This window comes from Synechocystis sp. FACHB-908 (genome assembly GCF_014698595.1).
Classification (GTDB): Bacteria; Cyanobacteriota; Cyanobacteriia; order Cyanobacteriales; family Microcystaceae; genus Synechocystis.
This window is the reverse complement of record NZ_JACJTH010000010.1, coordinates 44,136-69,928: the sequence shown is the minus strand read 5'-3', so window position 1 is coordinate 69,928 and position 25,793 is coordinate 44,136. Positions and strand designations below refer to the sequence as shown.

Genomic DNA, 25,793 nt, shown 5'->3' with positions numbered 1-25,793 from the left:
TTCTATTTAACTAGTTGTTTAACCAGCCTCGCTGGACTGGTCTGGACTGGCAGCTTTTTTCCGGGTGGTGCGTTTAGTGGTGGTCTTCTTGGCCGTACCAGTGGCACTAGCTTTTTTAGAAGTGGTTTTCTTAGTGCCCTTCGCTGTGGTGGTGGCTTTTTTACGGCTAGTTTTTTTACCGCTGCCGGCCTTTTCCGCCAACAGGGGTAAAGCTTTTTCTAGGGTAATGGTTTCTTCCGTTTCCCCCTCCGGCAAGCTGGCATTAACTTTGCCATGTTTGATGTAAACCCCATAGGGGCCTTTGAACAAATTAACCGGCTCCTGGTCTTCGGGATGTAAGCCCAATTGTTTGAGGGGAGTGCGGCTGCCCCGGCCCCGTTTTGGTTCCGCCAACAACTCCAAAGCCCGTTCCAGGGTGATGGTCAACACATCATCATCCCCTTTGAGGGAACGATAATCCTTGCCATCCTTACCTTGGTCATGGACTACGTAGGGGCCAAACCGACCCAGACTGGCTTTAATATTTTTGCCCGATTCCGGATGTTCTCCCAAATTACGGGGCAGGGCCAACAATCCCACTGCCATTTCCAGGGTGACATCCTCCGGTTTAACCCCCTTGGGCAGGGAAGTGCGTTTCGGTTTCTTATTTTCCTCCGTTGCTTCCCCTAGCTGGACGTAGGGGCCATAGGCTCCAATGAGGATGAAAATTGGTTCCCCGGTTTCAGGATGGATACCGACTTTATCGGGGCCCTCCGTTTTTTGCTTGAGCAACACGGCCACCTGTTCGGGGTTGAGGTCTGCCGGAGTTAGATCCTGAGGAATGGAAGCGGTAATAATTTCTTCCCCCTGGGGAATTTCGATATAGGGGCCAAACTTGCCAATTTTCACCTTAGCGGCCAGGTTTTCCAGCTCAATGGCCTTGGCGATCGCCGGGTCGATCTGGTCTTGGCGCACTTTGACTTGGTTTTCTAGCCCCGATTCCCCCAGGAAAAAGCCCTGTAAATAGGGGAGCCACTGGGTTTTACCGATGGCAATTTCGTCTAACTTCTGCTCCATGCGGGAAGTGAAACCCGTATCCACTAAGTCGGGGAAATGGGATTCCAGTAAACTCACCACCGCAAAGGCAGTGAAGGTGGGGGTCAAAGCTTTGCTCCGCATTTGCACATAACCCCGGTCGATAATGGTGCCAATAATGCTGGCATAGGTACTAGGGCGGCCTACCCCTTCACTTTCCAGCGTTTTCACCAACGAAGCTTCCGTATAGCGGGCGGGGGGTTGGGTTTCGTGGCCCACGGTATCAATTTCTCGGCAATTCGGGCGATCGCCAACTTTGAGGGGGGGCAGAATCACTTCTTGGTTTTCCAGAGCGGCATCGGGATCATCAGACCCTTCCACGTAGGCCCGGAAATAACCGGGGAAATCAATGCGTTTACCCGCCGCGCGAAATTCCGCATCTTCCACTTTTAACAGCACACTCAGTTGGGTAATGCGGGCATCGGCCATCTGGCAGGCCACCGTCCGTTTCCAGATCAACTCATATAAGGCCAATTCCCGGTCTTTTAACCCTGTTTGATTGGGAATGCGAAACTCTGTCCCAGCGGGGCGAATGGCTTCGTGGGCTTCCTGGGCCCCTTTACTTTTGGTGGTGTACTGCTTGGGCTGGGGACTCAGGTATTCTTTGCCGTACATTTGTTGCACGCAATTGCGGGCCGCCGTCACCGCTTGGTCAGAAAGATGCACCGAATCCGTCCGCATATAGGTGATGTAACCCTCTTCGTAGAGTTTTTGGGCCACTCGCATCGTATCCCGGGCGGAAATGCCTAACTTGCGGTTGGCTTCCTGTTGCAGGGTGGAAGTGGTAAAGGGGGGAGACGGTTTACGGACACCGGGCTTTTCTTCGGTATTGACCACTGCCCAGGGCTTGCCGGTTAAACGCTCCTTCAGGGCGATCGCCTGGGCTTCATCCAGCACCACCACCTGTTTATCGGGCAACAACGCACCAGTATTGGGATCAAAATCGCTACCATTGGCTAATTTAGTGCCCCCCAAGGTCATCAACTTGGCCTGAAAAGGATTTTTATTCTGTTCCAGTTCTGCTTTTAAGTCCCAGTAACCAGCGGTCTTAAAGGCCCGGCGGGCCCGTTCCCGCTGCACAATCAACCGCACCGCCACCGACTGCACCCGGCCAGCGGATAGTCCCCAAGCAATTTTTTTCCAGAGCAAAGGGGAAAGGGTATAGCCCACCAAACGGTCTAAAATGCGGCGGGTTTCCTGGGCATGGACTAAATTCTCGTCAATATCGCGGCAATTCTCCAGCGCACTGCGAATGGCTTCCTGGGTAATTTCGTGGAACACCATCCGTTTAATGGGCACTTTGGGCTGGAGCAGTTGCAACAAATGCCAGCTAATACTTTCTCCTTCCCGGTCTTCGTCCGTGGCCAGAATTACTTCGTCGGCATTTTTCAGGGCAGTTTGCAATTCCTTAACTACTTTCTTTTTGCTTTTGGGAATCACATAAAGGGGACTGAAATGGTCTTCCACATTGACTCCCAAATTAGCCCAACTTTTATCTTTGTAAGCCGCGGGTACTTCCTCCGCCGAAGCCGGTAAACCCCGGACATGGCCCATGGAAGCTTCCACCCGATAATCCTGGGGCAGATAGTTGCGGATAGTGCGGGCTTTAGTGGGGGATTCAACGATAACGAGTTTGGACATAGGGAAGGGGAAACGGGGGAAGAAACGAAAAAAGGAGGGCGACGGAGGTCAGACAGATTTGATAATCCTGGCTAATAACCATATAACCAATACTTATCTTAATCTTTCCGGAAAATCAAACCCCGCCTTACTGAATGATAAAGACCAAAAGTTGATTTTTGGCAAGTTCTGTTTCCGCTAAGAACCTATTTGAAAAGCGCAAGGCTAAGTATTTATCCCCCTAAATCTCCTCACTAAAGCTCCGGCTTAAAAAGGGGACTTTTGTCACAGTTTCCCCCATCCCAAGGGGGGCTAGGGGGGATTAAACAGCCAAAAGTCAATTTTTCAGACGCTTTTTAAGGGGAGTTGGGTTAAAGCCAAAAAAATCTCCCCAAGCTTAACCTGAACCATCAGGTATCTGGGGAGTAAAAACATCAACAGGGTCAGGATAACGTAACCCCGATAGTGTCAGCATTTGCTTCACTCTGCTTCGGGTTCGGGACGGCCCAGGTCTTCCAGCACATTGTGATAAACAAAACCTGCCAATAGCGCTCCGGCGATCGGGGCTAACCAAAATAACCACAATTGTCCAATCAAAGCAGGATTGCCACAGAAAAGAGCAACCCCAGTGCTGCGGGCTGGATTCACGGAAGTGTTGGTAATGGGAATACTAATCAGGTGGATCAGAGTCAAAGCTAAACCGATGGCGGCGGGGGCAAAACCAGCGGGGGCAGTTTTATCCGTAACGCCCAAAATGACAATTAGGAAAATGAAGGTGAGAACAAATTCAATTAACAGGGCAGCCAAAAAGCCGTAACCCTGGGGGGAATGGTCACCAAAACCGTTAGTAGCGAGGGGGTTGCTGCCGTCAAGGGAAAAGTTAGGGCCACCCTGGGCAACAATGAAAATAAATAAGCTCGCCACGATCGCCCCTAGAACTTGGGCACCGATATAGGGGGCTAACTGGGAACCGGGGAATCTCTTACCCATCCAGAGTCCAAAGGAAACAGCGGGGTTGAAATGACCACCGGAAATATGACCAAGGGCATAGGCCCCAGTAAAAACCGTTAAACCAAAAGCTAAGGCAACGCCCAGGTAGCCCAAGCCAAATTCGTTGGTATTGCCACCACCAGGGGCGGCGATAAAAGCGGCAAAAACAGCGCTGCCACAACCACCAAGCACTAACCAAAAAGTGCCAATAAATTCAGCAATGTACTTTTTCATTTGCGTCTTCAAAAAGGGAAAAAGAGTTTATTTCTTGTTAGGCTCAATTTAGGCCTAGGTTTAGCCAACTAGTTTGGATCAAAAATATCCACCACGAAAGGTAGCACTGTTTTGTCAAATTTTGTACAAAATCAACGAAAATTTTACTTTTTGGGGGCAAGAATTTGGCTACATTTCCCCAGCATCTAACCCACTCCCTAGTTTTGAACGGAATCTTTGCCCAATCAGCCTGCACAGTGGGGTAATGTCGTAGCTAGATGGGGGGTGAATGGGATCAATTCACACCATAATACATCCAGAGCTTTTCGGTGGTTATCCGCAAGAAAATCGCATAAATTATTTTTAATATCCTCATATTTTTCTATATTGTCGTGAAAACAACGGAAAAAGACCTAATCAGTGTCGGGTTTCAAGCTTTGTCTGACCCTATTCGCCTCCAGGTGCTAACTCTGCTGGAAAATCAAGAACAGTGCGTCTGTGACCTTTGCGACCAACTGAATATTAGTCAATCCAAGTTATCTTTTCACCTCAAACGCCTGCGGGATGCGGAATTGGTGCACACTCGCCAGGACGGCCGCTGGATTTATTACCGTCTCAATCCCGAACAATTTCACCATCTACGGCATTACCTGGAATCCTATGGCCAAGTAACCCAAGCCTATGTTCCCCGCCATTGCTGTGACTGATTGGCAGTTTGGCCATGGCATATCTCCATGTCGTCCCAATCCATCCCTAAAAAATAGCCCAAACAAAGGGCATTCTTTCCCCTGTTTTTTCCTAGACGTCGCCTTTACAGCGGCAACGGTGTCGGGGTATGGTCTGTAATGGGAGAAGCTTTAAACAAAGGGATTTATTGCCCCTTTGATCGTAATTGCGCAATGGTGTCTATCCGTCCGTCCGTCCGTCATACCCCCGCCTATGTGCCTGGGGAACAGCCCCAAACCAACGATTTTATCAAGCTCAACACCAACGAAAATCCCTACGATCCTCCCGCCCAGGTGTTGGCAGCGGTGGCAGCGGAGTTACCAAAAGTAAGGCTTTACCCTGATCCCGTTTCGACCCAGTTACGTCAAGCAGCGGCGGATTTGTATGGAGTGGATTTAAATCAGGTTTTAGCAGGCAATGGCTCCGACGATATTCTCAATATTGTGGTGCGTACCTTTGTCGATCCAGGGGAAACTGTTGCCTTTTTAGATCTTACTTACTCCCTATATGAAACGATCGCCTCAGTCCATGGGGCTAAGGTACAAAAAATTGCCACCGATGCCAATTTTGATTTAACCGGGCCGGTGATTTGTCCAGAGGCAAAACTGATTTTCCTCGCTTCCCCCAATCCCCCCAAAGGCAAGCATTTAAATCGAGAATTCCTTTGGCAGACCTGCGCCCAGGCGGAGGGAGTAGTGGTCATTGACGAAGCCTACGGGGATTTTTCCGACGAGGACCATTGGGACTTTCTGCAAGAGTTTGACAATGTGATTATTTCCCGTACCCTTTCCAAGAGTTATAGCCTGGCGGGGATGCGGGTGGGTTTGGCGATCGCCGCTCCGGCCTTGATTGAAGAAATGGATAAGGTGCGGGATTCCTACAACTTGGATCGTTTGGCCCAGGTATTGGGCACCGCCGCTTTACGGAACCAGGCTGAATTTGTGCCCCTCTGGGAAAAGGTACGCCACACTCGCACCCGTTTAATGGAGCAATTGGCGGAGTTAGATTTCCAGGTATGTCCCTCGGATGCCAATTTTGTGTTTGCCGCTCCCCGTTGGATGGCCGCCGCTGACCTGTACCAAGCCTTAAAGGAAAAGAAAATTCTGGTGCGTTACTTTAACCATCCCCGCATTACCGATTATCTCCGCATTACCGTGGGTACTGACGGGGAAATTGATCAACTACTGTTGGCGATCGCCAGTTTGAAAGGGTCTTTGGGATAGGGAGATGTTACCAGAGGTTGAACAAAGACTATTCATTGCCCAGCAGTTGGCCGCCGTTTCCGGGGAGATCCTTATTCAATACTTTCGCCGTTCCCATTTACAGGGTGGAACAAAAATAGACCAGGTTTCCGCCATTGTTACCCAAGCCGATGAAGAAGCAGAACAGGCCATGGTGGATTTAATCCAGGCACAATTCCCCCAGGATGGCGTAATTCGGGAGGAAGGCAAAAATATTGCGGGAAAGTCTGGCTATACCTGGGTGTTAGACCCCATTGACGGCACTTCCTCCTTTGTGCGGGGCTTGCCAATTTTTGCCACCCTCATTGGCTTAGTAGATGCAGATATGCGGCCAGTGCTGGGCATTGCCCACCAACCCATCAGCGGTGATCGATGGCAGGGGGTACAGGGAGAGCAAAGTAACGTTAATGGCATTCCCTTGGTTAATCCCTATAAAGCAAGCGAAATTAATTTAACTGCCGCCTGTATTGTCTCCACCACACCACTAATGTTCACCACCCCGGTTCAGCAACAGAAAATGGCTGATATTTACCGCCAATGTCAGCGCACCGCCTTTGGGGGAGATTGTTTCAATTACCTCAGTGCCGCTAGCGGTTGGACAGCCATGCCCTTAGTAATAGTGGAAGCGGATTTAAATTTTTATGACTTTTGTGCATTGATCCCCATTTTGACCGGGGCAAATTACTGTTTTACCGATTGGCAGGGCAAAGAGTTAACCCCAGAGTCCACGGAAGTTGTGGCCAGTCCTAACCCAAAATTGCACAGTGAAATTTTAGCTTTCCTGCAATAATTGATCGATGGTTCGTTCTGGGGGGTGATGACGGGTGCAATTAAGCTTTCAAGAACGTTTGGAGTCCATTAAGGCCGGTTGCCTCGGGGCGACCGCCTTTGGGTTGGTTTATGGATTGACCTTGCTGGGCAACACCTATTTCAACCTACTGACAAGCACACTCAATTCGGACTGGATTAACCTGGGTTTGAACTTTGGTAGTGGTTTGCTGAGTGGCTTTTTATTTGCTGTCACCTATCGTTACATCATTCGCCAGGATGACAATGCCCATCTCCGGGACGGGGCGGTTTTAGCTTTCACTTTGGTGCGGAGCAGCGGACTGATCGCGTTACCCACCACTGAAGACCCCCTGGCGATCGCCATTTTGATGGGGGAAAGTCTGATTGGTTTTGCTGTAGTTCGTTCCAGCCTCGATTGGGCCATGGCTAGGGATTGGCTCCGGCCCTTTAAAAGTTGATGGAAATTTTGAGAATTTTATAATCGGTGAAAATTAATTGGGAAGGTGTTGGAAAATTTTGTCGGCAATATCGGCAATAAGTGATGGCTTGGGCAAGGTTACCAGTGGCGATCAAAACCAAACCGTCAATGAACCTTTCCCCAGTTAGGGCCGTCTTAAGCCCTGGGATGAAATCCGGACTGAATCTGCCTACTCCTCGTTTACCATTCCCTAAAATGCTACAGTTCCAAATTCAAAACGACAGCGAAATTCCCGCTTCCAAGCAGTTATTTGACCAAATTCGTTTTGCGATCGCCTCCCGCCAGTATCATCCGGGGCACCGTTTGCCCAGTACTAGACAACTGGCCATGATGACGGGCTTGCACCGCAACACCATCAGTAAGGTTTACCAAAATCTGGAAGATGCGGGCCTGGTGGAATCCATTGCTGGTTCAGGCATTTATGTCAAAGCCCCCAGCACCGAGGAGGGCATGATCCTCGATGGCCCCCTATTCCGGGAATATCCCGAAGCCAGTCAACTAATCCAAAAAACCATTGATGAACTGCTGGGTCAGGGGTTAAACCTCTCCCAAGTGAAAGAGCTTTGTTTGGAAACCATTGATTGGCGGCTGCGTAGTACGGCTAGGGTGTTGGTCACTGTGCCCCAGCGGGACATCGGGGCGGGGCAGTTAATTCTTAATGAATTAGAACAAGCTTTAGTAATTCCGGTGCAGTTGGTGCCCATGGAAACCCTCAAACAAACCTTGTCCGAATTGCCTTCTGGCACGGTGGTCACCAGTCGTTATTTTTTGGCCGAGGCGGAGTCCATTGCTACTCCCTATGATGTGCGGGTGATTCCCGTTGATATTTACGATTACAGCAAAGAGCTAGAGTTGGTCAAAGCTCTGCCAGAGAATTCCTGCTTAGGCATTGTGAGCCTTAGCCCCGGCATTCTCACCATTGCCGAAATTCTTATCCACAGCCTGCGGGGAGAATCCCTCTTTTTGAAATCGGCTCTGGTGAGCGATCCCCAGAAATTACGCTCCCTAGTCCGCACTGCCCGCACCATTATCACCGATCCCGCCAGTGAACCCATTGTGCGTCAGGCGATCGAAGCGGAACGCCATGATTTAATCCGGATGCCGGAAATTATTTGCTCTGAACATTACATTGGCGAAAAATCCATTGCCATCCTCAAACGGGAATTGGGGTTGGGGGAAGAGGAAACGGAGGAGGAAGGGAAGTCGACAAAAGTGGCCACGGCTTAAACTCAACGAAAAACCGCTAAGCCAAATCTAGCGAGTTCTCACTGTTAACAGTTGGGGCGGAGTCGCGTCGGGGGGATAAAGCAGATCCACCTGCACAGTTCTTGCCTCCCCTGGTTTGAGGTCGAGGCTGACCAAATTTTCTCCCTTTTGGCCCCGCCGTTGCACCAGATGGTAGTAACGGTTATTGGTTTGCCCCCGGCGATCGGTATAGCTGAATCTTACTGTGCCTCGGAAAAAGACATTGACCGCAGGAGGTACCAAAAAAGTTAGCTGATCATTGGGGGCATCGTTGAATTTGAGGGGAGTTTCCACCGTCAGGTCCACGGTCTGATTGCGATTGGTATTGTTCACCAAGGGCAAGGTCAAACTATATTGCACTCCATAATTACCGTGGGACTCATAGGCTGTGTCAGGGTAACGCACCGCCATGGGGGCAGACTGATTTTGCCCGGTGCCCATGCGGCCCCCTTCCAAAGCGCTAATGGGATAGGAAAAACCCTGTCCCGGTTCGGGAATGGTTAGCTTTTGGCTGTTGTCATCAGTGATGGTGGCTTGCCACTGGGAGCCAATGGAAACCCCCGCCACCCGGCTATAAATGCGGCGTTGGCTATTACGGGGAATGCGGTCCCTGGGTTGCATCAGGTTGGCAGTTTTGAGCAAATTTTCCCAATCGGCCAAACGGGGAGCCTGTTCTACACCAAGGCTATTCTGGGGAGCATACATGGCCATGCTGGCGGCATGAATGGGGACGTTGGTATTAAGTCGTAAGTAAGCGGAAAAACCGTTGCGGGGTAGTCGAATCGGCGGTGGTTGCCCAGGCACTGGGGTATAGTTCACCGGCAAAGGCTGATTAATTAACATGCGGCTTTGGCCGGCAGGAATGACGAATTTGTCTGGGTAATCCGTTTGTCTTTTGCCCCGTAGTACGTCATTGGTCACCCGACTGCCGGGGCCAGCAAATACATTCCCGTCATTGTTTTCCACCACCGGCGGAAGATCGATAAATAGAGCGTCGGGGGAAGTGAGGGAACTGGCCCCCTGCAGAATTTCCACCGTGGCATCCTGCCGACTGCCATTGAACAGTAACACCCCTAAATATAAAGTTTTCCCTTCAGGGGAAGCCTGGACAACGTGGTGGGCAAAGACATCAAACCGACCTCGGAAAGGATGATTTAGGTGGGCATAGGGATGGCCCATGCCAATGGAAGGCAAAGTGGAGAGGATAATGCCTTCGTTAAAAATCAGTTCAGGACTGTTACTGTTAAAAACGGGAATTTGGTCTAGTTGCCCTGGCAAAGGGCGCACTGGCTGCACAACTTTTAGTTCTTGGGGAGTGTCACCGATGGTGGGGGCGGGCTGGGTAATTACCGGTGGTGGCGTGATGGGAATGGCGATCGGATTAGCTTGGGCCAGAACTAGAGGTGTGAGCAGGGAAAGCATGGATGATGAAGCAGGGCAAAGAACGGGCAATGGAACCCGAGACGGCCAGATGGGTTAAAAAGTGTCGATTTCCCCATTGATTGTAGTTCTTCGGTTACTTTGGCAAAATTGCCGGGGACAGTTAGCTAATTTGCCCTACCCATCAATCTGTTAATCAATGGTAAGTATCAATTCTGTTAATTCATTCTTTTGGATCTACTGTGCTTTTTGCAGCAATACTTGGGAGCTTATTTCGGGCAGATAGCTATTAACTTTGGAGCTTCGGAAAGTATCCCGTTGTTGGAACAAAATAAAGGCGGCGATCGCCATGAGGAAATAAGCAAAACCTTTTTGGAGATTTTTGGCGTCAACAAAACTGGATAGATAGGAACCCAATAAAATTCCCAGGGCGGCGAAGAACGTAAAACTCACCATCAGATGATAATCCAAACTAACTTGGCCAAAATAACCTAAAAAGCCGGCCACAGAGTTAAAGGCAATAATCAACAGGGAAGTCCCGATCGCCTCTTTCATGGGCAATTTTCCCAGCAACACTAGGGCGGGTACAATGGCAAATCCTCCCCCCACTCCCACCAGCCCGGTTAAAACGCCAATGGCAATGCCTTCCGTCAGTAGCCACAGCCAACAATATTTACAAATGGGGGCGGGATAGGTGGCTAAATCAGGATCCTCTGTGGAGGATAACTGGGGTCGTTGTTGGGCTTTGCGGATCATAAAAATAGCCGCCACCAGCATCAGCACCGCAAATAAAATCAACTGAAACGTTTCTGTCACTAAAGGAAGAGCGGCTAGCTTAGCCCCGCCAAAAGCTCCCACCATGGTGGCTGAACCAAAAATCAGGGCCTTGGGGAGATTAACATTACCCCGATGCCAATGGGGAATGACCCCAATCAAGCTCACGGCCCCCACAATCACTAACGTCATGGCGATCGCCGCCTTGGGGGGAACCTGCATGACATAGACCAAAATGGGCAGGGCTAACACCGAGCCGCCACCTCCCAAAAGCCCCAAACTTAGGCCAATGCAACTTGCCAAAAAATAGCCCACCACTTGGAGTGCCATGGTTATTAGTCCTTAATTTGGTTGTAGGGTAATTTGCCCAAAAGATTAGCCATCATACAGGTGCCAGAAAGTCCGGCAAATAATAATCCTGCGCCGACAAAACCACTGAGAAAATAAAATCCAGGGGCGACAAAACTGCCCAGCAAAACCCCGGTCAAAACCAAACTACCGGCAATAATTTGCACCTGACGCATAATGCTGATGGGGGCATTTTTTGTTTTTACCGTCGGCAACCCAGCCTGTTTCCAAGCTAATAATCCCCCTTCCAAATGAATGATTCCTTCCACCCCAGCAGATCTCAATTGTTGCAGGGCATTGCCGGAACGGTTACTACTTTGACAATAGAGTACCGTCGTTTTTCCTTCCGCTTGGGGCAATTGGCTAGGATTCAATCGGGATAAAGGCAAAGAATAGGCATCGGTAATGTGTTCCCCAACAAATTCCAGGGGCTCCCGCACATCAACCAGAATTACCGCATCCTGTTGACGCAATTGTTGCAAAGTTTTGGGGGCAATGGTGACATTGGTTTGGGTTGAGCTAGCCATAGTTTAATCTCCGCTTAAGTTTGTTTTTAATAATTTTAAATTTAGTGGCTAAGCTGTTGCCAATTAATCCGATGCCTTGGCCAACAAACTTTGCCATTCTTGGAGGACAAAATAGGGAACTTTGATTTGTTGTTCTCCCCCTGCCAACGGTAAATTCAATTCCCAAATGCCATTAATTTGTAAATTGGTAAAATCCGTTGTAACCAAAAATTGACCAACATTTTCACCGGGGCTTTTCTCTGCTAAAAGATCGGTTAGGTTAACGGTATTACCACCATTGTCCCGAACCACCAAAGGGGCTGGATGGCGAAAGGATGTGACTCCAGGAAAACCAACTAAACGTAAATTGGTTTCTCTATCACCGTTGGCTTTCGTCCTTTTAAATAACACCACTTGCCAGGTATTCCCTTCCTGGTCCCGTAGGGATTGACGAGACTGGATCAGGGTTTGCCCCGGCTGTTCCGTAGTCTCCCGTACTAGGGCTGGAGTTGCCACCGGCCAAAGAGTTAAACAGGCACAGCAAAGCCCAAAGCTAAGCACTGTTAGGGTTAAAACCTTACCCCAGCGAAGGAAAAGGGACTGACACCAACTGACCATAATTGTGAACGGATTTTTCCGGGAAATGGATCTTGATTAGTCTTGGAGCAAGTCTTTAAACCGCAACAGTCCTTTGACCACAGAGTTGATTGGCGGGCACCGCTTCCATAATTTTCTTTGGATCAGGCAGATTTAAACTATCCATAAATTCGATAAAGTTCTGGCGATCGCGCCCTAATAAGCGGGGGTTAAAACGTTTTTCTTCCCCAATAGTGGAAACGGTGTGGCCCCGGTAGTCATGGCCCGGATAGACAAAAACATCCTCCGGCAGGGTGAATAATTTACCGTGGATAGCGTCATACAACGTACCGGCATCTCCACTTTGGAAATCCGTCCGGCCACAGCCCCGGATGAGCAGAGCATCCCCCGTCAACACATGGGTTTGATTGACCAAAAAAGCTAAATGGCTATCGGTGTGCCCCGGAGTGGCGATCGCCTGGATGGGTATGGAGCCAACATGAACAATTTCCCCGTCCTGCAAATGGCGGTCAGCACAGTCCACCTCAGCATACTGGGGTACGAGGTTTTGACAACCTGTTAATTGCCGTAGTTTTCCCGCTCCGGTGATATGGTCGGCATGGACGTGGGTTTCCAGACAAAAAGTTAACTTGAGATCCAATTCTTTGAGCAAGTTTAGATCCCTATCCACTTGTTCTAAAACAGAATCTACCAAGGCCGCAGACCGACCCTTGGGGTCAGCAATTACGTAGGTGTAAGTGGAGGTTTCCGGATCAAACAATTGACGAAACAGCATGGCTTTTATCGACTCTAATCTTTACATCGTGGAACGAAAACCAACAAAGATCAATCATTCATCGGTTAGATCTTTTAATTATCAGGGAAAATACGGACAGAGTAACAGCCTTGGTAAAATTTTCAGATAATTATTTCATACTAAAAGTGATGGAAACCACTGCGGTGATGTCTTTCTCGATGGAAGAGGTGTCATAGATTCCCATGTCGTTGACATCGGTGGAATTGCGGGAGGTAATTTGAAAAACTCCGGTTTGGGCACTCCGCACTGCCCCCACTTTGCTATTGGTGCTACTGGCGATCGCCTCGGCCCGAGCTTTGGCATCCTTGGTTGCTTCGGCCACCATTTCAATGCGGAGGGGGGCTAACTGAGTATAAAGATACTGGGGCGGTTCTACCGTTAAATTAATGCCTTCATTAATCAATTCGGTGGCTTCCTGGGACAATTTGCTGTAACGATCCACGTCATCGGCACTAATTTCAAACCGTTGCGTAAGACGATAGGCCAAGGTTCTCCCGGTTTCCTGCCCATTTTCAGTAACTTCGGGAATGGCATAGGTTTCCATCGCCCCCATACTAATGGCTGCCGTGGGCACATTTTTTGCTTGGAGATAGGCTTGCACCCGTTCAGTTTGACTTTGTAAATCCTGGTAAGCTGCCTGGGCGGTGGGCTGCTGACTAGAGACAGATAATCCCCAAACAATGTAGTCAGAAGTGATGGGTCGTTTGGCTGACCCCGTAACTATTAATACATCATTAGCATTTTTTACTTCCAGTAAGGCCTTGGCGGCGATCGCCGTGCTGACCACCAAAGACAGGGAAAGTAAAGCTAAACCAGTCAGTAATTGGGGGAATTTTGGCGGTAACAGGGCCTTGATGGTACTCATAGATAGTGCAGCCAAATTTTCAAAAAGAACCTAGCTGCCATTACCGAGAAAATAAACCCCAGGAACACAGCTAGTCCAAGGCTAACATCAATAAAAGGCATTGTTTGCGCTCCCAGTCCAAAAAATACTTTGGCTGTTCCTGACAGTAATTAGTAGGGTTGCAGAGCCAGAACGGTATTATAAGTTTTACCAGGGTTTAGCTAGGGCTTTCTCCTATGTTTTGGGGCAAAAGGTCTTGATTTTCCTCAATCCCAGGCCCTAACCAGCGTTCGGTAAATTCCGCAATTACCCTGCTGTAAAGCAAATTGAGCATCTCCACATTGATAGTCTTTTGCAAAGGACTATTTTCCTTGAGCACAAAGCCATAGGGCTCCAGGGAAACTCGAATTTCTGTCACCTCCAAGTTAAGATTAGGATTCTGTCTGGTGTAGTAAATTAAGGCTGGCCGGTCGAACATTACCGCCTCCACCTGTTTTTTTTGTAGTAGGGTAATGGCTGCTGTCAAATTATTAGTTTCCCTAACGTCAGCCTGATAAAAATTAGCCCAATCCACCGCTGTGGTATCCCGCACCACTGCCACCTCTTTATTTTTCAAATCCCCCACACTTCTAAACAAAGGTGTTGCACTAGCTTCGGAAAGAGCCGTGGAAAAAGCCGAAGCTAACCCCGCCGTAATGGAAGAAAAACTTAATAAGGCCACCAACATCCATACCCCCGCCACCAGTTGCCCTAACTTAGTCCTCGGCGATCGATCGCCATAGCCCACTGTTGTTAGGGTAACTAAGGCAAACCACATGCCATTTTGGACTCCTTCTGGGTAATGGGGGGAAAACTGCTCAGGATTTTTGCGATGTTCTGCTAACCAAATTAAATTCCCCACCAAAAATAAAAGTAGAGTAAGTACCCCCGCTGAAGACAAAGCGGCTATGCCAAAAAAAGGCGAAAATCTTTCCCATAAACTCACCGGTTTGCCTGGAATTAACAGGCCAATGCCACTACTGAAATAGGGCTGGGTGAAGGTAATGCCCTCTATGGCGGCCCGCTCTGGGGTAACACTAATGGGACCAATTAAAATATCCAATTCCCCTTCCGCCACCGCTGTGATGCCTGCGGAGATGGAATTTTGCCTTACATATTCTGAATTCCACTTCTGGGACTCGGCCACTGCTCTCCACACATCTAGGCTAATACCGGTAAATGCTGCGTTTTTTCCTTCTCCATAAAAGACAAAGGGAGGATTGCCCACCACCCCCACTTTTAGTGTTTGCGAGTCTACTGTCTCCACCCCCTGGCCTTGCACTGGTTCCAGCCCTGGTCTCGTAGTAATGTCAATGGCGATCGTGGCAAAACTAAGGGAAACAACTAGTATTAGGCGACGCAGGATTAACATTTGCCAGACAGAGCCTCAAGGACAAAGAACTACGCCCCTATACTGCCATAGATGGAGTTTGGGTCTTGCCATTTCTGCGCTGTTTCCCTCGACAAGCTCCCCGCTTCTTCTTCTGTTCCATAAACCGAAAGAGGGTTTTAAACTTCTTGGGGAATTGTTTGGGTGAGCAACAAAAAAGAAGCCCCGAAGAACTTCTTTTCGTTTTTTCTTTTTTTTTAATACCCCCAAGGGAATTCGAATCCCTGTCGCCTCCGTGAAAGGGAGGTGTCCTAGGCCTCTAGACGATGGGGGCTAGGCAGTCTCGATAACAGTTCGTTATTTCAGACGTTTTTAAATATAGCGATAAAGATTGATCACTGTCAACCCTAGACAATGAATTTTTTCTACGGTCAACAGGCCTGGGGTTTAACGGTAAAAAACAGTCCGCCCTGACCGGCCAGCTCATTACTAGCGAATGGGTTCGTGGACCGTCACCAGTTTAGTGCCATCGGGAAAAGTTGCTTCCACCTGTACCTCCGGTAACATTTCCGGCACCCCTTCCATGACTTCGTCCCGACTCAATAGGGTAGCGCCATAGTTCATCAACTCGGCTACGGTACGACCATCCCTGGCCCCTTCCAGGATAGCGGCGGAAATATAGGCCACGGCTTCGGGATAGTTGAGTTTGAGCCCTCGGGCCTTACGGCGTTCTGCCACTAGGCTGGCGGTAAAAATCAACAATTTATCTTTTTCCTGGGGGCTTAGCTGCATGGGATAAAAAATACAAAAGGAACTTGACTGAGAAAAATAAAAAGTTGGGTAATACCCTGACCGTAAGTATAGCGATTAGTCCGAGCAATATTAATGATTTGGAGGCAGAGTAACTTTTTGGGCTAGTCTGAAAATATACTTTCTTTCACCATGACCGATGACAAAAACCGAGTTACTCTGGCCAGCTTTGATCACTGCTTTGGCGACGATGCTTTACCTGGTGCTGGTGATTAATGTGGGGCGGGCTCGGGCTAAATATGGGGTGATGCCACCGGCCACCACCGGCAATGAAGACTTTGAGCGGGTGCTGAGGGTACAGTACAACACCCTGGAGCAGTTAGCCTTTTTTCTGCCGGGGCTATGGCTATTTGCCATTTACCGAGATCCAACCATTGCTGCCATTTTGGGGGCCGTCTGGTTACTGGGGCGCATTCTTTACGCCTGGGGCTATTACCAAGCGGCGGAGAAAAGAATGGTAGGTTTTGCCCTTGGTTCCCTTAGTTCCATGATTTTAGTGGTGGGGGCACTGCTGTCCATCCTTTGGCAGTTGCGGCAACTGTCCCAGTTTTGAACAAACTTTGTGATTTCTCTTCACCTAAGGGGAAACATCGGGGCGATCGCCTTTGTTCGCTACACTGATAGTTTGAACCCTTCATAAAGTGAGTCCTTAGCCTACAACGGTTGGGGGCTTTTTTTCAGCGGGAAGTCAGGATCAGATCAACCATCGATCAGTGGTCGGAAAAAACCTTAAAGCACCTGGGCCCGCAACCAGGCCACGGGTAAATATAGTAATTTCTTCGGAGTGGGTACATAGGCACGACGATTAAACACATTGTAATTATTGGCCTCAATCACATCCAAAATGCCTTTGTACAACATCAACGCTGTCCACACCGGCCAACGGGCATCCCGATTTAAAGCCCGAATACCCCGTTCCGCATCTTCAAAATAATGGCGGGCCCGGTCAATTTCAAACTTCATTAAACTGCGCCAACGATCATCGTTTACCCCATTGAGTAAATCCTGTTCGCTGTAATTAAATCGTTCTAAATCTTCCAGGGGTAAATAAATTCGACCCCGCTCCACGTCTTCCCCAACGTCCCGCAGAATATTGGTCAATTGGTTCGCCACCCCCAAGGCGATCGCCTCTTCCTGGGGAATGTACACGGCATCGGGTTGCCAAGGGGCCTGGCCATTGCCCGTATCGACTCCCAACACAGCACTGGACATCAGACCGACGGTGCCCGCCACTCGATAACAGTACAAGTCTAGTTCTTCAAAGGTTTGGTAACGGGAACGGTAAAGGTCCATCCGCTGACCGGCTATCATGTCCCGAAAGGGCTGAATATCGAGCGGAAATGTTTCCAAGGTATCCACCAGGGCCACATCGGCATCGTCCTGGGGTTGGCCAGCAAAAATCCCTTCTAAACGCCGCTCCCAATGGTCCAAAGTTTCCGGGGTGGTGGTGGCCGCCTGGGGCCCATCCACTAGTTCATCAGTCCTACGACACCAAAGATAGATCGCCCAAATGGCCCTCCTTTTGGCAGGGGGCATCAGCAAAGTTCCCAGGTAAAAAGTTTTTGCGTACTGGGCCGTTACTTGACGACAAATTTCGTAAGCTTCCTCAACAGAAGCACAGGGCTTTGCAGATGGAGACGGTTTGGGCAGTTGTAACATTAAGGACGGACGGGGTTCGGAAGTCAGCCACCAGGATTGGGGTTTGGTAACTGCACGCTGGGGAGAAATTTGACCGTTAGCCATTTAGCATTGTCGCATTAGGGTTGCCATTTGTCAGGAAGATTACCAGGGAGTCCAGGCGGCTTAACCCACGGTGACTATTTCCCTGGTGGGGGGAACGGTTTGGGGGTTGAAATCGGCGGCGATCGCCTGGGCGCATTGTTTGCCGGAAAGCACCGCCCCTTCCATACTGCCCAAGTATTTTTGCATGGTGAAGTCCCCTGCTAGGTAAAAGTTGGGCACCGATGTCCGTTGATCGGGGCGACAAGCCTGCCTTCCGGGGGTAGCTTTGTAGACTGAGCGGGGGGTTTTGACCACGTGGGATTTAAGCAGTCGGGCTGGATTATCCCCGTTGAAGTGTTGGGGAAAGAGTTGCTTGATCTCCGCCATGGTGGCCGCCACAATCTCTTCGTCGGATTTGCCGATCCAATCCTGGGCCGGAGCCAGCACCAATTCCAACATGGATTTGTCTGGATCACTGTATTCTCGGCAGGTGTTGCTCATGTCGGCGTAAACACTCAACAACGGCGATCGGGAGAATAACAAATGATCAATGTCGGTTAACTTACGGTCAAACCACAGGTGGAGGTTAATGACCGGGACTCCTTCCAAACCTTGGATTTGCTTAAACTCAGGATATTCTCTCCAGGGCGCTGGCACCATGGTTTTCAGGGGATCCACCGGCATGGCAGACACATATAAATCCGCTGTGATCACTTCGTCGGGGGCTCCATCTAGGCCCCGGATTAAGTAACCCTTAACGGAACCATCTTCATTAAGCAAAATTTCTTTGAGAGGTTTATTAATGTGTACTTCCCCTCCCCGTTCCGTAATATAGTCGACCAAAGGTTGGCAAAGACGCTCCGGTGGTGCCCCATCCAGGAATGCCATCTTAGAGCCATTTTTTTCCTGTAAAAAGCGATTGAGGGCAGTAAGTAAAATGGTGGCGGAAATTTCATCGGGATCAATAAAGTTCAACGCCTTACTCATGGCAATGAAAACTTCTTTTTCGATGCGGGGGGGAATATTTTGTTTGGCCATCCACTCTGACCAAGTGTATTTATCCATTTCTTCCACATAGCTCTGGCCCTGGACAATGGCCGGCAAGAGTCCCAAGCCAAAGCGAATTTTCTCCGGCCAGGTAAGCATATCGTTGTTGCGAAGAATGGCTACCAAACCATTGATGGGGGCCGGAATATCCGGAAAATCGAACCGAGAGTAGGTACCTGGTTTCTCTGGTTGGTTGAAGATCATGCTGTGCTCTTTCCATTGCAGACGATCTTCGATATCCAATTCCTTAAATAACTGCAACATGTTGGGATAGGCCCCAAAAAAAATGTGTAGGCCGGTTTCGTACCAATCTCCGTCCTCATCTTTCCACGCGGCGATCTTCCCGCCTAATACATCCCTACGTTCCAAGACGACGGGGGTAAAGCCCGCATCGGCTAAGTATTTGGCACAGGCTAGGCCGGCTAATCCGGCTCCGGCGATCACAACGCGCATGGGTTACTGTCTCGCTAAGGCATTTGGGGTTTACAGGTTGATTGTTATTATACTTTACGTTTCGTAATATTTCGGGGGACTTTGCCAAGATAGCCAATTTGTATTAAATGCTACCAGGGCGATCGCCAAGGGAGAAAACTAGCCTGGTCAGGGGATGGGAGTATTTGACCGCCTTAGGCCACGGCGATGCAAACAGTGGCGGCGAACTTTTTCGCGTCCCTTGGACCGCCAGAAATAGCAACCAAATTCCCTCCATCGGTAACGGAAAACCAGGTCACTGCAGCGGCAGGGGATCAGGAATAGTCTTCTTCAGTTTCCGCTTTCTCCATGGCTTCTTTTTCCTTTTTCCTCTCCGCCAGTACACAGGCCTGTCCTGCCCCCAACACAAAGCCGGCGATCGCCCCGAACCAGATTAAGCGCCGCCCATAGAAAGTACAATAGGGCTGACTCATGGTGACCTGTACTTGGCTAGGCCGTTGACGCAGGGCAATCTGCCCCATGCCCCAACCAAACACGGTGCCGAGGAGGGCAGTCATCACCCCACTCAAGACAATAACACGATAATTCATAGGACTAAGGCCTCCTGGTCTGACAATGGAACAATACACAGTTCATGCTTAGCTCAGCCGGCGGGATCCAGGGGCAGAAATAGCCCACAAATAAGGGCTTATAAGGACTTACCAGCACTTAAAGCAAGGCCATGGTTGTCGATAGTATATTAAAGGTAAGGGAAAAATAATTTCCCCCCTGTGATTATCCTAGTCAAAAATCCACTTTTTATGAGCAATACCAGCAATTTTCGTCAGATCATGGCGGAGGCAAAAGGCCAAAGTCTGATCGGGCCAAACGTGATCAAAAACGCCCTCCCCTATCTTGGCGGAGGCTTGGTGCTGACAGCGGCGGGAACCTTTGGTGGTCTCAGCGTCATGCAGGGCAATCCCGGTCTATTCATGACCACCTTTTGGGTCGCTTTAATCGGTAATTTTATTCTCTTTTTTGTCGCCATGCGGGTGGCGCAAAGTGGCAATAACGCAACGGCTTTGCCCTTGCTAACCCTGTATAGTCTGCTATCTGGTTATACCCTGAGTGGCATTATTTACCTGGCCCTGCAAACCAGTGGAGTGGGTATCCAAGGCATTGGTGTGGCGGCCCTGGGCTGTGGTGTAACTTTTGTGGTGGCCCGTAGTATTGGCTCCAATTTATCGGAAGAAGATGGCATTGCCCTGAGCAAAACCGTCAGCTTAGCCTTGATTGGACTAGTGGTGGTGATGCTTCTCCAAGTGGTGCTCGGCTTTTTTGGGGTCATTACCCCTACCTTTTTGGAAGTGGCCATTTCTGGCTTCGGGGTGTTGCTATTTGCCGGCGTGTCGGTGGTGGACTTTTTTGTTCTCCCCCGCACCTACCGGGATGATCAATATTTGGCTGCATCCCTGTCCATGTATTTGACCTATATCAACCTGTTTATCTTCATTCTGCGTCTACTGATTGCCCTCAACGGTCGAGACTAAATTTTTAGTAAGATCTCGTTGCTCAGAATTTTAGCTGTAAAGATAAGCTGGATCCCCTAGTTAACCAAATAACTGGGGGATTTGTGCTTTGGGGAGAAATTAGCCAACAAGCTTCCCCATTGCTGGCGGTTTTCTCAGTCTTCGATGGTTAATTTTCTTGGCTTATAGGAGCGTTCTATTTTGTATTCAATGCCCTGGGCTCCCTCCATCTCCAAATCCTGGAGATAACCTTGGTGGTGGGCGATCGCCTCTTCTTGGGAAGTAAAGGGGCCAAAATAATAGGTACAGCGGGGAGACTGGGTGGAAACACGAATCCACCATTTACGGTTGGCAAAAAAGGCTAGACTGACGGCACAGAAGAAAATAAGGAACAGCAGAACGCCAAACATAAACAACTCGCTCGATGGGAAATAATGAATGATATGGGGATAATGTAAGGCAATATAACCTGGGATAGCCCAACCCCGAAAAGGTGGATGGCAATAATTCAGCAAACTCTCCCCAGAGTATAGTATTGGTCAAGCACAATGGAGACGATTAATCCCATCCCCCCCTATGTCAAAGTCCAAGTCCTCCGGGCATCGTTTTTCCCTGCTGATGTTACTGCGTCTACGCCGTGGCTTTACGAATAATTTAGATTTGACCGATGAACATAAGGTGCAAATCTACACCCAGTTATGTGAGTCCGTTAGCCTCAGGGACATAAGCTACTGGATTGAGGTTTTGTTTGCGGCGGGCATTGCCACCCTGGGGTTGGTACTGAACAGTCCAGCGGTAATCATTGGAGCAATGTTGATTTCCCCTTTGATGGGGCCAATTTTGGCCAATGGCATGGGTTTGGCGGCGGGAGACGTGGTGCTCTGGTTGCGGGCGGCGTTTAACTTATTACTGAGCTGTAGTTTAGCCATCGTTTTTGCAGCCATTCTGGTGGTCATAGTCCCTTTTAAGGAAATTACCCCCGAAATTTTGGCTAGAACCAATCCTACCCTTTTGGATTTAATTGTGGCTTTGTTTTCCGGGGCGGTGGGATCGGTGGCTACCTGCAAACAAGCGAAGGGGGTAGCGGCTTCTTTACCAGGGGTGGCGATCGCCGTGGCCTTGATGCCGCCATTGTGCGTGGTGGGTTACGGCATTGGTATCTATTTCAGCTTGGCTTCTTCCCAGGGTTTGACCGTGGCCAAGGGGGGAGGACTGCTATTCATCACCAACCTAGTGGCGATTATTTTCACCGCCATGATTGTGTTCTTTTTCGTCCACTTTGATGTGCGGGCAGTGCGGGAAGCCATTGGGGAATGGAAACAAGAAAATGCTGAAAGCCAAGTGGTCAGTTCTTGGTTGAGAAGATTGCCGGCCTACACCACTTTTCAACGGGTAGGAGGTTTGCCCAGTCGCTTTTTCTTGATCCTGGTTACCCTGGGGATCATTTCGTTTCCTCTGACCAAATCCCTGGAACAGGTGCGACGCCAAGTGACCCAGCAACGGGAAGAAAACCAACTTAATTCCACCATTAAGCAGATCTGGCAGGATAATTTCGACGGGGGCGATGATGAATTTCGTTCCTACATCGACCAGGTAAAAGCGAAACGGGATAACAACCAAGTATCGATACAACTCCAGGTGGTGACCGACAAGCTCTACAGCCAGGAAGATGAAGACCGCTTTGTGGACAAGTTAGCCACTGCCCTGGACCTTAGCCCCAGTGACATTACCTTGCGGTTTGTGCAAATTCCCACCAGCCAAGCGGTTAACACGGAATCTATTCCAGTCATCACCCAAGTTAGTTATTTGCCAGACCTACAGGGGGAATTGATGGGGGAAATTAGTCGTTCCCTCGCCCTGGTGAGCCTTCCTGATGCCCTGCAATTGGTGGATTATCAAGTCGTACTCCGGAGCGATAATTCCGCTTTTAAGTTAGTGGTCATCTACCTTGGTGATCGAGATTTACAGGAGGACGCCCAAGTTATTCTTTCCAATCAAATTCGGCGATCGTTACAGGTTAATGATGCCATGGTGGAATACCAACGCCTCGCCACAGATCAAGGGCTTATTCCCCTCACCGTTCTCGATGAAACTGCGGCGATCGCCAGTGCTCCCCTGAATCTTTCCAACCAAGATCAAGCAGTACTCGACAATGTGGGACAAATTCTCCGGTCCCATCCCTCTCTGTATTTGCGACTCACCATTCAACGTCCTCCAGATAGTAATCCCGCCAGTCTTTTTTCCCAAACAGAGCAGATTAGAACTTATTTGAGTGATAACTGGCAAATTCCCGATAGCCGGGTGCAGGAAACCACCAACGTGGGCGAACCAACCCAGGTTTCCTTCAATCTTTTTCTGGGAGATGATATAACGGATGGCAGGAACAATCCCTAACCAATAGTTAAAAATCTAGATAAATTGCACCATGGCCACCCCCCAACGTTTAACTGACCCAGAAATCCAAACTGCCCTGGGAGAACTCGGCGGTTGGAGCTTGCAGGGCAATAAACTCCATCGTCAATTTAAGTTTGCCAATTTTAATCAAGCTTTCGGTTTTATGACTCGGTTAGCGTTGGTGGCGGAAACCCTGAACCATCATCCAGAATGGTCCAATGTATATAATCGGGTCACCATTGATTTAACCACCCATGATGCAGGCGGCATTACAGAATTGGATGTTAAGTTTGCCACCAAGGCTAATAGTTTTGCTGATTGATTTTCACTCAAATTTGACCAATAAAAACCCCCTCGATTATCAATTCAAAACTAATCAAGGGGACTGTCTTACTTTATTTTTCCAACAAGGTTTTTAACAGAGTCTATACACACTAGTGTCAATCAGGCTTATTTAATTTCACCACAATCGCTGATAACGATCGCCTGTTTAGTTTGACCACTTTGGGAACCGTTAGCTTCAAGTTGCTCTAGAATTTCTAAACCTTCCACCACTTCACCAAAAACGACGTGCTTACCATCAAGCCAAGGGCAAGGTACAAAGGTTAAGAAGAATTGGGAACCGTTGGTATTGGGCCCGGCATTGGCCATGGACAATAGCCCAGGGCGATCGTGCTTTAACTGGAAATTTTCATCGGCAAATTTTTCTCCATAAATAGACTCACCGCCGGTACCGTTGCCCCGGGTAAAATCTCCCCCTTGGGCCATGAAATCGGTGATGACTCGATGGAAATGGGAACCTTTGAAGTGTAGGGGTTTACCAGCTTTACCCACACCTTTTTCTCCAGTGCAAAGGGCCCGGAAATTTTCAGCGGTTTTGGGGGTAACTTCGTCAAACAATTCCATCACAATGCGACCTGCGGTATCGCTGCCGATGGTAATATCAAAAAAAACTTTGCTCATCATACAAATTTCATTGGGCAACCCATTTTACCAGATTTCTGAATGGCAATAGGTGGCGAGCCAGTTTTAGCCCAGGCAAAATTGAGCAGATTGAATGCTTACTGAAGACTAGTTTCTAAAGTAAAAATTAAGAGGTAATACAAGCAAACGTTATATGAAGGAGGGCACCATAAACAGGAGTATCTAGCCAAAGCGACCAGCCACATAATCCCTGGTTTGGGTTTCCTGGGGACTAGAGAAAATATTCTGGGTGGTGTCGAATTCTACTAACTGACCGATACGGCTTTCATCGGTATTGAAAAACGCTGTGTAGTCAGACACCCTCAGGGCCTGTTGCATATTGTGGGTCACAATGGTGATGGTCACATTTTCCCGCAGACTATTGATTAATTCCTCAATTTTCAGAGTAGAAATAGGATCGAGAGCAGAACAGGGTTCATCCATTAACAACACCTTGGGATTGACCGCTAACGCCCTGGCAATACATAGGCGTTGCTGTTGTCCCCCCGATAAACCCAAAGCAGATTTTTTCAAACTATCCTTGACTTCATCCCACAACACTGCCCTAGTGAGGGAACGTTCGACAATTTCATCCAATTCGGCCCGGCTCACATTGCAACAAAGTTTAACCCCATAGACAATGTTGTCGTAAATGCTGGTGGGGAAAGGATTGGGGCGCTGAAAGACCATGCCAATTTCCCGACGCAGGCTATTAATATTGACCTTTTGATCGTAAATATTTTGTCCGAAAAATTCGATTTTCCCGGTTACTTTCACCCGTCCCTCCAGTTCGGCAATGCGGTTAAAAGCTTTGAGCAAAGTTGATTTACCACAACCAGAAGGGCCAATCATGGCAGTGACCTTACCAACGGGGATTGCCATGGTTACCCCCTCTAACACTTTTTTGGTGCCGTAATAAAATCCCAAACCTTCAACCCTGAGGGCAGGCTGTAAATCCGCTGCTGTGGAGCTGGGCATTGAACCGGACAAATTAGTCATAGCTGGTAAACGGAGAAAACGGGAAAATTAACGATTAGGTATTGATGGCAGAGCTAAAAACGCCGACGGATCAGCAGACGGGAGGATAGATTAATGGTCAAAACCAGCATTAATAGTACAAGAGAAGCGGTCCAGGCAATGGCGTTCTGTTCTTCAAAAGGAGAACTGGCATAGTTGTAAATCAGTACGGGCAGGGAAGGGGTGGGGGCCATTAACCCCTCTTGCCAGAATTGACTGAAGAGCGCAGTGAACATCAAAGGAGCCGTTTCCCCGGCGGCCCTCGCCACTGCTAACAATACCCCAGTGGTAATGGCGGGAATGGCACAGGGAATTACCGTTTTGACTGTGGTTTCCCATTTACTAGCCCCCAGGGCAGCGGAACCCAGGCGGTAATGGAGAGGCACTAATTTCAGCGCTTCTTCTGTAGTCAAAGCAATAATGGGAGTCATAATTACCCCTAAAGCTAGACCCCCGGCGTAGGCCGAAAATTGCTTGGTGGTAATAACCAGTACTCCATAGGCAAATACCCCCACAATTACCGAGGGCACACTGCTCAGAATCACGGTGACAAAACGTACCCCATTGGCGATCGCCGAGCCGGCCGCAAACTCCGCCAAAAATACCCCAGTCATCACCCCCAGGGGCACACTAAAAAGAGCGCCCAGTCCGACCATGGTCAGAGTACCCACAATGGCATTGGCAAAACCGTTGGGTTCCCCTTCCACCCCCACTGGAGCTGGTAGATGGATAAACACTTCCCAGGAAAGAGTGGGCAAACCTCGTTGAATAATGGCAGCTAAGATAGCCAACAAAGGCAGCAGAGCCACAAGGGTGAGGGTAAAGGACAACCCCCCCATCACCCAGGCAAAACCATTACGGAAAAAGGATAGGGGCGCAAGTAAACTACTAGGGGCAGAACTTTTCATCG

General features: G+C 49.1%; 26 protein-coding genes and 1 tRNA gene. 9 read left to right on the top strand and 18 right to left on the bottom strand.

The window, feature by feature from the left end; translation table 11 throughout:
- Window positions 1–18: 18 nt before the first annotated feature.
- The gene (topA, locus tag H6G46_RS02900) at window positions 19–2,715 is read right to left on the bottom strand and encodes a type I DNA topoisomerase (protein ID WP_190595405.1); all 2,697 of its coding nucleotides are present in this window, start codon (window positions 2,713–2,715) and stop codon (window positions 19–21) included.
- Between the two features lie 459 nt (window positions 2,716–3,174).
- Window positions 3,175–3,918, bottom strand: coding sequence for an aquaporin Z (gene aqpZ / locus H6G46_RS02895; protein ID WP_010872492.1), 744 nt, complete (start codon window positions 3,916–3,918; stop codon window positions 3,175–3,177).
- 371 nt (window positions 3,919–4,289) lie between these two features.
- On the opposite strand from aqpZ, the gene H6G46_RS02890 reads away from it, so the two are divergent.
- The 5 genes from H6G46_RS02890 to H6G46_RS02870 all read left to right on the top strand — a co-directional run bounded on the left by H6G46_RS02890 (window position 4,290) and on the right by H6G46_RS02870 (window position 8,358).
- The gene (locus H6G46_RS02890) at window positions 4,290–4,604 is read left to right on the top strand and encodes a metalloregulator ArsR/SmtB family transcription factor (protein ID WP_010872491.1); all 315 of its coding nucleotides are present in this window, start codon (window positions 4,290–4,292) and stop codon (window positions 4,602–4,604) included.
- Window positions 4,605–4,796: 192 nt separating this feature from the next.
- On the top strand, window positions 4,797–5,846 hold the full coding sequence (gene hisC, locus H6G46_RS02885; protein ID WP_014407103.1) for a histidinol-phosphate transaminase: 1,050 nt from the start codon (window positions 4,797–4,799) through the stop codon (window positions 5,844–5,846).
- A gap of 4 nt (window positions 5,847–5,850) precedes the next feature.
- The gene (hisN, locus tag H6G46_RS02880) at window positions 5,851–6,654 is read left to right on the top strand and encodes a histidinol-phosphatase (protein WP_010872489.1); all 804 of its coding nucleotides are present in this window, start codon (window positions 5,851–5,853) and stop codon (window positions 6,652–6,654) included.
- A 34-nt stretch (window positions 6,655–6,688) separates the two neighbouring features.
- Window positions 6,689–7,111, top strand: coding sequence for a hypothetical protein (locus H6G46_RS02875; RefSeq protein ID WP_010872488.1), 423 nt, complete (start codon window positions 6,689–6,691; stop codon window positions 7,109–7,111).
- Window positions 7,112–7,191: 80 nt separating this feature from the next.
- Complete coding sequence (locus tag H6G46_RS02870) at window positions 7,192–8,358, top strand: GntR family transcriptional regulator (protein ID WP_010872487.1); 1,167 nt, start codon at window positions 7,192–7,194, stop codon at window positions 8,356–8,358.
- Window positions 8,359–8,385: 27 nt separating this feature from the next.
- Here the strand turns inward: H6G46_RS02870 and H6G46_RS02865 are convergent, their stop codons facing one another.
- The 9 genes from H6G46_RS02865 to ureA form a co-directional block, all read right to left on the bottom strand.
- Window positions 8,386–9,798, bottom strand: coding sequence for a DUF3370 domain-containing protein (locus tag H6G46_RS02865; RefSeq protein WP_010872486.1), 1,413 nt, complete (start codon window positions 9,796–9,798; stop codon window positions 8,386–8,388).
- Between the two features lie 195 nt (window positions 9,799–9,993).
- Window positions 9,994–10,860, bottom strand: a complete 867-nt coding sequence (locus tag H6G46_RS02860) for a sulfite exporter TauE/SafE family protein (RefSeq protein ID WP_010872485.1) — start codon at window positions 10,858–10,860, stop codon at window positions 9,994–9,996.
- Between the two features lie 5 nt (window positions 10,861–10,865).
- Window positions 10,866–11,405, bottom strand: a complete 540-nt coding sequence (locus H6G46_RS02855; protein ID WP_010872484.1) for a rhodanese-like domain-containing protein — start codon at window positions 11,403–11,405, stop codon at window positions 10,866–10,868.
- A 63-nt stretch (window positions 11,406–11,468) separates the two neighbouring features.
- Window positions 11,469–12,002: a DUF3122 domain-containing protein gene (locus tag H6G46_RS02850; RefSeq protein ID WP_010872483.1), complete on the bottom strand. Its 534-nt coding sequence runs from the start codon at window positions 12,000–12,002 to the stop codon at window positions 11,469–11,471.
- A gap of 55 nt (window positions 12,003–12,057) precedes the next feature.
- On the bottom strand, window positions 12,058–12,756 hold the full coding sequence (locus H6G46_RS02845) for an MBL fold metallo-hydrolase (RefSeq protein ID WP_010872482.1): 699 nt from the start codon (window positions 12,754–12,756) through the stop codon (window positions 12,058–12,060).
- Between the two features lie 130 nt (window positions 12,757–12,886).
- Window positions 12,887–13,642: an SIMPL domain-containing protein gene (locus H6G46_RS02840; protein WP_010872481.1), complete on the bottom strand. Its 756-nt coding sequence runs from the start codon at window positions 13,640–13,642 to the stop codon at window positions 12,887–12,889.
- 196 nt (window positions 13,643–13,838) lie between these two features.
- A complete protein-coding gene (locus H6G46_RS02835) occupies window positions 13,839–15,032 on the bottom strand; it encodes a transporter substrate-binding domain-containing protein (protein WP_010872480.1) in 1,194 nt (397 codons plus the stop codon).
- Between the two features lie 219 nt (window positions 15,033–15,251).
- Window positions 15,252–15,324 (bottom strand) — tRNA-Glu (locus H6G46_RS02830).
- 155 nt (window positions 15,325–15,479) lie between these two features.
- On the bottom strand, window positions 15,480–15,782 hold the full coding sequence (gene ureA / locus H6G46_RS02825; protein WP_010872479.1) for an urease subunit gamma: 303 nt from the start codon (window positions 15,780–15,782) through the stop codon (window positions 15,480–15,482).
- Between the two features lie 157 nt (window positions 15,783–15,939).
- Between ureA and H6G46_RS02820 the strand changes: the two genes are divergently transcribed.
- On the top strand, window positions 15,940–16,353 hold the full coding sequence (locus H6G46_RS02820) for an MAPEG family protein (protein WP_010872478.1): 414 nt from the start codon (window positions 15,940–15,942) through the stop codon (window positions 16,351–16,353).
- 176 nt (window positions 16,354–16,529) lie between these two features.
- On the opposite strand, the gene crtB is transcribed toward H6G46_RS02820, so the two are convergent.
- The 3 genes from crtB to H6G46_RS02805 form a co-directional block, all read right to left on the bottom strand.
- Window positions 16,530–17,543: a 15-cis-phytoene synthase CrtB gene (gene crtB / locus H6G46_RS02815; RefSeq protein WP_010872477.1), complete on the bottom strand. Its 1,014-nt coding sequence runs from the start codon at window positions 17,541–17,543 to the stop codon at window positions 16,530–16,532.
- Between the two features lie 60 nt (window positions 17,544–17,603).
- Entirely contained in the window at window positions 17,604–19,022 is a 1,419-nt protein-coding gene (gene pds / locus H6G46_RS02810) for a 15-cis-phytoene desaturase (protein WP_010872476.1), read from the bottom strand.
- A gap of 293 nt (window positions 19,023–19,315) precedes the next feature.
- Window positions 19,316–19,591 (bottom strand): hypothetical protein, encoded by a 276-nt coding sequence (locus tag H6G46_RS02805; RefSeq protein ID WP_199303536.1) that lies wholly within the window; start codon window positions 19,589–19,591, stop codon window positions 19,316–19,318.
- Window positions 19,592–19,801: 210 nt separating this feature from the next.
- On the opposite strand from H6G46_RS02805, the gene H6G46_RS02800 reads away from it, so the two are divergent.
- A complete protein-coding gene (locus H6G46_RS02800; RefSeq protein WP_041425965.1) occupies window positions 19,802–20,530 on the top strand; it encodes a Bax inhibitor-1 family protein in 729 nt (242 codons plus the stop codon).
- 134 nt (window positions 20,531–20,664) lie between these two features.
- Here the strand turns inward: H6G46_RS02800 and H6G46_RS02795 are convergent, their stop codons facing one another.
- Entirely contained in the window at window positions 20,665–20,919 is a 255-nt protein-coding gene (locus tag H6G46_RS02795; protein WP_010872473.1) for a DUF1816 domain-containing protein, read from the bottom strand.
- Between the two features lie 166 nt (window positions 20,920–21,085).
- Here H6G46_RS02795 and H6G46_RS02790 point away from each other — a divergent pair, with 166 nt between their 5' ends.
- A complete protein-coding gene (locus H6G46_RS02790) occupies window positions 21,086–22,903 on the top strand; it encodes a DUF389 domain-containing protein (protein WP_010872472.1) in 1,818 nt (605 codons plus the stop codon).
- Between the two features lie 31 nt (window positions 22,904–22,934).
- Window positions 22,935–23,225 (top strand): 4a-hydroxytetrahydrobiopterin dehydratase, encoded by a 291-nt coding sequence (locus H6G46_RS02785; RefSeq protein WP_010872471.1) that lies wholly within the window; start codon window positions 22,935–22,937, stop codon window positions 23,223–23,225.
- Between the two features lie 128 nt (window positions 23,226–23,353).
- Here H6G46_RS02785 and H6G46_RS02780 read toward each other — a convergent pair whose 3' ends face one another.
- From H6G46_RS02780 to pstA, 3 genes are all read right to left on the bottom strand, one after another.
- Window positions 23,354–23,869 (bottom strand): peptidylprolyl isomerase, encoded by a 516-nt coding sequence (locus H6G46_RS02780; RefSeq protein WP_010872470.1) that lies wholly within the window; start codon window positions 23,867–23,869, stop codon window positions 23,354–23,356.
- Between the two features lie 180 nt (window positions 23,870–24,049).
- Window positions 24,050–24,865: a phosphate ABC transporter ATP-binding protein PstB gene (gene pstB, locus H6G46_RS02775; RefSeq protein ID WP_010872469.1), complete on the bottom strand. Its 816-nt coding sequence runs from the start codon at window positions 24,863–24,865 to the stop codon at window positions 24,050–24,052.
- 53 nt (window positions 24,866–24,918) lie between these two features.
- On the bottom strand, window positions 24,919–25,791 hold the full coding sequence (pstA, locus tag H6G46_RS02770; protein WP_010872468.1) for a phosphate ABC transporter permease PstA: 873 nt from the start codon (window positions 25,789–25,791) through the stop codon (window positions 24,919–24,921).
- Between the last annotated feature and the right edge of the window lie 2 nt (window positions 25,792–25,793).

Coding starts and splice junctions, on each gene's coding strand:
- topA (WP_190595405.1), bottom strand. CDS start 2,715: ATGTCCAAACTCGTTATCGTTGAATCCCCCACTAAAGCCCGCACTATC.
- aqpZ (WP_010872492.1), bottom strand. CDS start 3,918: ATGAAAAAGTACATTGCTGAATTTATTGGCACTTTTTGGTTAGTGCTT.
- hisC (WP_014407103.1), top strand. CDS start 4,797: ATGGTGTCTATCCGTCCGTCCGTCCGTCATACCCCCGCCTATGTGCCT.
- hisN (WP_010872489.1), top strand. CDS start 5,851: ATGTTACCAGAGGTTGAACAAAGACTATTCATTGCCCAGCAGTTGGCC.
- H6G46_RS02865 (WP_010872486.1), bottom strand. CDS start 9,798: ATGCTTTCCCTGCTCACACCTCTAGTTCTGGCCCAAGCTAATCCGATC.
- H6G46_RS02860 (WP_010872485.1), bottom strand. CDS start 10,860: ATGGCACTCCAAGTGGTGGGCTATTTTTTGGCAAGTTGCATTGGCCTA.
- H6G46_RS02855 (WP_010872484.1), bottom strand. CDS start 11,405: ATGGCTAGCTCAACCCAAACCAATGTCACCATTGCCCCCAAAACTTTG.
- H6G46_RS02850 (WP_010872483.1), bottom strand. CDS start 12,002: ATGGTCAGTTGGTGTCAGTCCCTTTTCCTTCGCTGGGGTAAGGTTTTA.
- H6G46_RS02845 (WP_010872482.1), bottom strand. CDS start 12,756: ATGCTGTTTCGTCAATTGTTTGATCCGGAAACCTCCACTTACACCTAC.
- H6G46_RS02840 (WP_010872481.1), bottom strand. CDS start 13,642: ATGAGTACCATCAAGGCCCTGTTACCGCCAAAATTCCCCCAATTACTG.
- H6G46_RS02835 (WP_010872480.1), bottom strand. CDS start 15,032: ATGTTAATCCTGCGTCGCCTAATACTAGTTGTTTCCCTTAGTTTTGCC.
- ureA (WP_010872479.1), bottom strand. CDS start 15,782: ATGCAGCTAAGCCCCCAGGAAAAAGATAAATTGTTGATTTTTACCGCC.
- H6G46_RS02820 (WP_010872478.1), top strand. CDS start 15,940: ATGACAAAAACCGAGTTACTCTGGCCAGCTTTGATCACTGCTTTGGCG.
- crtB (WP_010872477.1), bottom strand. CDS start 17,543: ATGGCTAACGGTCAAATTTCTCCCCAGCGTGCAGTTACCAAACCCCAA.
- pds (WP_010872476.1), bottom strand. CDS start 19,022: ATGCGCGTTGTGATCGCCGGAGCCGGATTAGCCGGCCTAGCCTGTGCC.
- H6G46_RS02805 (WP_199303536.1), bottom strand. CDS start 19,591: ATGAATTATCGTGTTATTGTCTTGAGTGGGGTGATGACTGCCCTCCTC.
- H6G46_RS02800 (WP_041425965.1), top strand. CDS start 19,802: ATGAGCAATACCAGCAATTTTCGTCAGATCATGGCGGAGGCAAAAGGC.
- H6G46_RS02795 (WP_010872473.1), bottom strand. CDS start 20,919: ATGTTTGGCGTTCTGCTGTTCCTTATTTTCTTCTGTGCCGTCAGTCTA.
- H6G46_RS02790 (WP_010872472.1), top strand. CDS start 21,086: ATGTCAAAGTCCAAGTCCTCCGGGCATCGTTTTTCCCTGCTGATGTTA.
- H6G46_RS02785 (WP_010872471.1), top strand. CDS start 22,935: ATGGCCACCCCCCAACGTTTAACTGACCCAGAAATCCAAACTGCCCTG.
- H6G46_RS02780 (WP_010872470.1), bottom strand. CDS start 23,869: ATGATGAGCAAAGTTTTTTTTGATATTACCATCGGCAGCGATACCGCA.
- pstB (WP_010872469.1), bottom strand. CDS start 24,865: ATGACTAATTTGTCCGGTTCAATGCCCAGCTCCACAGCAGCGGATTTA.
- pstA (WP_010872468.1), bottom strand. CDS start 25,791: ATGAAAAGTTCTGCCCCTAGTAGTTTACTTGCGCCCCTATCCTTTTTC.